The 6196-nt window shown below is 57.1% G+C and carries 6 protein-coding genes; all 6 read left to right on the top strand.

Features of this window, described 5'->3' with window-relative positions:
• Positions 1-48: 48 nt before the first annotated feature.
• The 6 genes from Q7U71_00915 to Q7U71_00890 all read left to right on the top strand — a co-directional run bounded on the left by Q7U71_00915 (position 49) and on the right by Q7U71_00890 (position 6101).
• Positions 49-1488, top strand: coding sequence for a TldD/PmbA family protein (locus tag Q7U71_00915; protein MDO9390321.1), 1440 nt, complete (start codon positions 49-51; stop codon positions 1486-1488).
• Between the two features lie 220 nt (positions 1489-1708).
• Entirely contained in the window at positions 1709-3292 is a 1584-nt protein-coding gene (locus tag Q7U71_00910) for a tetratricopeptide repeat protein (GenBank protein MDO9390320.1), read from the top strand.
• Positions 3289-4059 carry a dihydroorotate dehydrogenase electron transfer subunit gene (locus Q7U71_00905; GenBank protein ID MDO9390319.1) on the top strand — a complete coding sequence of 257 codons (771 nt, stop codon included), beginning with the start codon at positions 3289-3291 and terminating at the stop codon, positions 4057-4059. The genes Q7U71_00910 and Q7U71_00905 overlap by 4 nt, the downstream gene beginning before the upstream one ends.
• A complete protein-coding gene (locus tag Q7U71_00900) occupies positions 4056-4991 on the top strand; it encodes a dihydroorotate dehydrogenase (GenBank protein ID MDO9390318.1) in 936 nt (311 codons plus the stop codon). The genes Q7U71_00905 and Q7U71_00900 overlap by 4 nt, the downstream gene beginning before the upstream one ends.
• Before the next feature lie 48 nt (positions 4992-5039).
• Positions 5040-5609 (top strand): flavodoxin family protein, encoded by a 570-nt coding sequence (locus tag Q7U71_00895; GenBank protein ID MDO9390317.1) that lies wholly within the window; start codon positions 5040-5042, stop codon positions 5607-5609.
• Between the two features lie 36 nt (positions 5610-5645).
• A complete protein-coding gene (locus Q7U71_00890) occupies positions 5646-6101 on the top strand; it encodes a septal ring lytic transglycosylase RlpA family protein (GenBank protein MDO9390316.1) in 456 nt (151 codons plus the stop codon).
• Positions 6102-6196 lie beyond the last annotated feature (95 nt).

The following is a 6196-nucleotide window of genomic DNA, read 5'->3' as shown; positions in this document are numbered from 1 at the left end:
CTGAATATTTGAAAATCAACCAATAATTCCCGGGAGAACCAATACACCATGAAGACCTTTGCCCAAAAAGTCCTGGCGGCCCTCCCCTCCAAAGGCCTGGATTACGCCGACATCCGGGTGACCGGCCAGCTCAGCGAGTTCATCTCCACCAAGAACGGCAGCGTGGAGGCGGTCACCAAGAGCTCAGATTCCGGTTTCGGCTTAAGGGTGCTGGTCAACGGGGCCTGGGGCTTCGCTTCCAGCTCCCGGTTGGAAACCACTGAGATCCGGAAAGTGGTGAAAGACGCCATCGAGATCGCCAAAGCCAGCGGCCTGACCAAGGTGGAAAAGGTGGAACTGTCCCGGCTGAAACCCCAGAAGGGCAGCTATAAAACCCCGGCCAGGATTGATCCCTTCCAGGTCCCGCTGGAAAGAAAGATAGACCTGCTGTTAAAGGCCGACGCCATCATGCGCCGGAACAAGAAGATCAAGATGGCCAAGGGCGGCCTGTGGTTTCTTAAGGGGGAAAAGGTCTTCGCCTCCACCCAGGGCACTCTGGTCAGCGAGGACCGCACCGAATCCGGCGGCGAGATCAGCGCCTTCGCCATTGAGGGATCCGAGGTCCAGACCCGGAGCTACCCCAACATGAGCGGCGACACCCGCCAGGCCGGCTACGAATTCATCGAGCAGATGGACCTGGCCGGAAATGCCGAGCGCACCGCCTCCGAAGCCGCCATGCTGCTGACCGCCCCCCCCTGCCCCGCCAGGCTTTCCACCATCATCATCGCCACCAACCAGCTGGCCCTGCAGGTCCACGAGTCCATCGGGCACCCCATAGAGCTGGACCGGGTCTACGGCACCGAGGCCAGCTACGCCGGCACCAGTTTTTTGACCACCGATAAGCTGAGCAACCTTAAATACGGCTCGGACATCGTCAACGTCACGGCCGACGCCACCACTCCCGGCGGACTGGGAACCTTCGGCTGGGACGACGAGGGCGTGCCGGCCCAGAAAGTTCCCATCATCCGGAGGGGAAAGTTCGTGGGCTACCTGACCTCGCGGGAGACCGCCCCCCGGCTGGGCCTGGTCTCGGGCGGCGCCATGCGGGCCGACGGCTGGAACCGGATCCCCATCATCCGGATGACCAACATCAACCTGGAGCCGGGAAAGTGGGATTACCAGGATCTGATCGCCGACACCAAAGACGCGGTGCTGTTCGACACCACCAAGACCTGGAGCATAGACGACAAGCGCCTCAACTTCCAGTTCGCCACCGAGATCGCCTGGGAGATCAAGAACGGGAAACTGACCGGCCGGGTGTTCAAGAACGCCACCTACACCGGGATCACCCCGGCCTTCTGGAACAACTGCGACGCGGTCTGCAACAAAAAGTCCTGGCACCTGTGGGGGGTGCCCAACTGCGGCAAGGGCCAGCCGGGCCAGAGCGCCCACGTGGGTCACGGGGTGGCCCCGGCCCGCTTCCAAAAAGTGCAGATCGGGGTTTCCTGAAATAAGTATTGATCTTATCATCCAAAGTACTTTACACCCTTTTCCCATCCGCAGATTTATCAGATTTACACAGATTTTTCTATGCAAGGTTTTATCGTTAAACACAAAAAGGTTCGTTATAATCTGCGTTAATCTGTGGATAAAATCCCGGGTAAATATTATGGTTTTAAAATTAACAGCGGGTCAGATTAATCTGACCTGTTGTTTTAGGCGGGTGAAGATGAAGAACGATATGAAAATAATTGCCAAGCTGATGCCCCGGTTCCTGGCGGCAGCCCTGCTGGTCTCAGCAGCCGGCGGCTGCGCTTATTTCAACAGCTACTACAACGCCAAGAAGCTGTATGATTCAGGGACCCGCAGCCGCCAGGGGTTCCCCGATACCCTGTCCGCCGCCGGGGCCCAGGCCTCCGCCCTGCAGCAGGCCGCCGATAAATTTGCCGGGGTGGCGGGGAGTTATCCCGGCAGCCGCTGGGCGGCCCCCAGCCTATATTATATGGGCAACTGTTTTTTCTTTACCGGGCAGAACGAAAAGGCCCTCCGCAAGTTTCAGGAGGTCTGGCAGTTCTACGGACAGGGTAAATACGCCCCGCTGGCCCGGCTGAATTCGGCGGTTTTGAATTACAAGCTTGGTGATTACCCCGCCGCCCTGACCGACATTCAATTATTAAGGACCGGAACCGACAAGGAAATCCACCGGCGGATCTCTTTTCTGGAGGCCGAGATCGCCCAGATCTCCGGCGACTATTCCCAGGCGGCCATACTCTGGCAGAGATTCCTTTTCAACCACCCCAAGGGCGATCTCACAGTCGAAGCCCGTTTCAAGTATGCCCAGTGCCTGATCATCCTGGGTCAGACCCCCCAGGCGGTCCAGGAGCTGGAGGTGCTGGCTGGCAAGCGCCTTCCCCAAAATACTGGTTATCAGGTAAAAATGCTTCTGGCCCAGAGCTATCAGAATTTGGGCGATACTGAAAAAGCACTTCGGATATACCGGTCATTGCTTAAAAAGGCCCTGCCAGGCAGCCCCCAGGCCGATCTGATGGAGCTTATGATCTCCCAGATCATTGCCGCAACTGCCACCATGCCGGATGCCATGAAGATCTATGACCAGCTGGCCCAAAAATACCCCAAAAGCCTGGCCGCTTCGGTATCCTATTTCCGGATGGGGGAACTCCAGGAATCCTCTCAAAATCTGGACAGCGCCAAGACCTTGTTTACCCTGGCCAGCCAGCGCCCCAAAGATGGTCTCGATTTCCCGCTGTTCAGCAATATCCACAGCCTGTCCCTGAAGAAAATGGAGAACATCTCCCTGCTGGGCGGGTACCGCCAGCAGCTTGACTCCGCGGCGGCCGAGCAGAATGCCCAGCTGCTGTTCCTGATGGCCGAGCACTATCTGTTCGGGCTTAACCAGCCGGATTCGGCTGTCTCGGTGTATCTCAAGCTGGCTTCGGGCTACCCTGCCTTGCCCATTGCCGCCAAATCACTCTACGCTGCGGCCTGGACCCTGGACAAATATCACCGGGATTCGGTCCAGGTTAACAACTACCGCCTGCAGCTGGTGGAAAAGTACCCCTATACCCGCTACGCCAACGCCGCCCGGATGGAGATGGGATTGCCCCCCGACCTGGCGGTCAGCGACAGCGAACCCACCATAGAATTCAAGCTTAAACCGAAAGCTGCCCCGGCCAAGCCCGATACCGTAGCGCCGCCGGCCGAGTTGCAGTCAGAACCCGGCCCCCAGAACCTTCCGGCGCCGGCCATTCCGGGGCCGGCTGACGATGATAACCGAATACGGATAGACAAATGATGTTAGAACAAAAAGTAAAGATCACCTCCCACCAGAAGATAGCCCCCCAGGTATTCCTGATGTCCTTCGCTTCGCCGCAGATGGCCGCCCAGGCCAGGCCCGGACAGTTCGTCCATCTAAAGCCGTCGGGCCCCGGACCCCTGCTGTTAAGGCGGCCTTTCAGCATCAACCGGGTCAAGGGAGGGTACCTATTCATAATGTACCGGGTGGTGGGCCGGGGCACCTCCCTGATCTCTTCCCTGCCCAAGGGAGCGGAGATGGATGTGCTGGGGCCTTTGGGAAAGGGCTTTGAGATCAGCCGGAAATACAAAGAGCATGTGATACTGGCCGGTGGCATGGGGCTGGCCCCGATGCAGTTCCTGGCCGACCGCCTGAGGACCATGAAGCTGGAGTCCCGGCTTTTTTACGGATGCGCCGGCAAAAAGGAAATGCTGCCCTGCCCGGCTCCCGGCAAGATCATCGCCACCGACGACGGCAGCTGCGGGTACCGGGGGTTTGTGACCGATGCCTTTTTGTCCCGCATCGACAAGTTCAAAAAGCCGGTGGTCTACGCCTGCGGCCCCTGGCCGATGCTCAAGCGCACGGCGCTGATCTGCCACCAGCACCACATCGACTGCCAGGTCTCCCTGGAGGCCTTCATGGCCTGCGGGGTGGGCGCCTGTCAGGGCTGCGTGGTCAGGGGGGTAAAGGAATATGTCACCGTCTGCCGCCAGGGCCCGGTGTTCGACAGCCGGGAGATAGACTGGGAGCAGGAGTCCGGCCTATGAAAGACATCAGAACCAAGGATTCCATTGACCTCTCGGTGGAGATCGCCGGGATCAAAATGAAGAATCCGGTGATGGCCGCCTCCGGCACCTTCGGCTACGGGACAGAATACCTCCCCCTGGTCCCCCCCGGCCTGTTCGGGGCCGTGATCACCAAGACCATCACCCTGCTGCCCCGGGCCGGAAACAAGCCGCCCCGGGTCTATGAGACCCCCGGCGGAATGCTCAATTCCATCGGCCTGGCCAATGTGGGGGCGAAAATGTTCCTGGCGGAAAAACTGCCCGAGCTGCTATCCCACCACCCGGTGGTGATCGTCAACATCGCCGGCAATACCATGGAGGAATACGTTGAACTGGCCGGGATGCTCAAAGGCCGGCCGGGCATCTCCGGGATCGAACTTAATATCTCCTGCCCCAACGTCAAACAGGGCGGCGTGGCCTTCGGCTCCGATCCCGTCCAGGCCGCCAAGCTGACCGCCCTGGTGAAAAAGGCGGCTGACCAGCCCCTGATCGTCAAGCTCAGCCCCAACGTGGCGGACATCGCGGCCATCGCCCGGGCGGTGGAGCAGGCCGGGGCCGACGCCATTTCGCTGATCAACACCCTTTACGGGATGGCCATCGACATCGATAAGCAACGTCCGGTACTTGGCAACATCACCGGCGGTCTTTCCGGACCGGCGATCAAACCGGTGGCACTCTACAACGTATTCAAGGCCAGCCGGGCGGTTAAGGTCCCGGTGATCGGACTGGGCGGCATCATGTGCTCTGATGACGCGGTGGAATTCCTGCTGGCCGGGGCGGCAGCGGTCCAGATAGGCACCGCCTCCTTTGTCGATCCCGGCGCCGTCAGGAAGATCACCGGCGGACTAAGGGATTACTGCCTTAAAAAGGGATACACCAAAGTTTCACAGATCACGGGAAAGTTGGCGGTATAAGTAATAATAGTAATTTTTAACAGCGAGGAATGGAAATAGGAATCTGGTATGAAAGCTATTTGCATTATCGGCAGCCCTAATGAAAATGGAAATACTGCATTTATCGTTGACAAAATCATACAGGGTATGTCAGCAAATAACATTGACATTAAACGGTATGTATTAGGTTCAATGAATATTAATTATTGCAAAGGTTGTAAATCTTGTTACGAAACACGGCATTGTGTCCAACAAGACGATATGGAATTAATCTTGAAAGAAATGTCTGAATCCGATGTGGTTTTAATTGCATCGCCTTCTTATTGGGGTAACGTTACTGGTCAGTTAAAAGTATTCTTTGACAGATGTACACCTTGGTGCGACACTTTAGACGGTGGCACCACGATGCCAAAAGGTAAAATCGGAATATCAATAGCCATACGCGCAGGTCAAAGCGAAAAAGAAAACCAGCACATAATCCATGAGATAGAGCATTATTTCAGCCACCTTGGTATCAAGCCTGTAAATAGTTTAACCATAGAGGGTATTTTACATAAGGCAGACTTTGAGGTCAATCCAAAGAAATTACATGATGCCCATGACCTTGGGCTGAGCGTCATTGACCTTTGTCCTAATTGATGTGATAATAATAATCTAATGTTCATAACGGACGGTATGAAAAATATCCTTTGGGCATTACTGCTCACCGCCGCATTTTTGGGCTGCGCCCCCTCCCCCATCTACCGGAGCGGGACGGCCGGCACCAGCCCTGTCAGGGAAACTGCAGCGGCGAACAAATCACAACCCCCGGCCAAAACCGAACCCTGGCCGCTGACGGTACAGCAGGGCCTGGCCAGCTACTATGGCCGGGAATTCCACGGACGCAAGACCGCCAACGGCGAGACCTTTGACATGGAGGCCATGACCGCCGCCCACCGCACCCTGCCCTTCGGCACCATGGTCCGGGTCACCAACCTCCGGACCAGCCAGAGCGTGACCGTCAAGATCAACGACCGAGGGCCGTTCGTGGAAGGCCGGCTGATAGACCTGTCCCAGGGCGCGGCCAGAAAGATAGGAATAGACGGGGTGGAGCCGGTCCGGCTGGAGATCATCCAGCAGCCAAACAACTAACACCCGGACTTTGGCAAATTTTTCTTTTTTGTCATGTTGAGGCAGACTTCATTGCCTGACAAGTCGAAACATCCCTCAATTTGCCAGGAGAGAAG

This window comes from bacterium (assembly GCA_030655055.1).
Lineage (GTDB): Bacteria > Edwardsbacteria > AC1 > AC1 > EtOH8 > UBA5202.
Note: the sequence above shows the minus strand (reverse complement) of the source record. Positions and strands in the feature narration are given on the sequence as shown.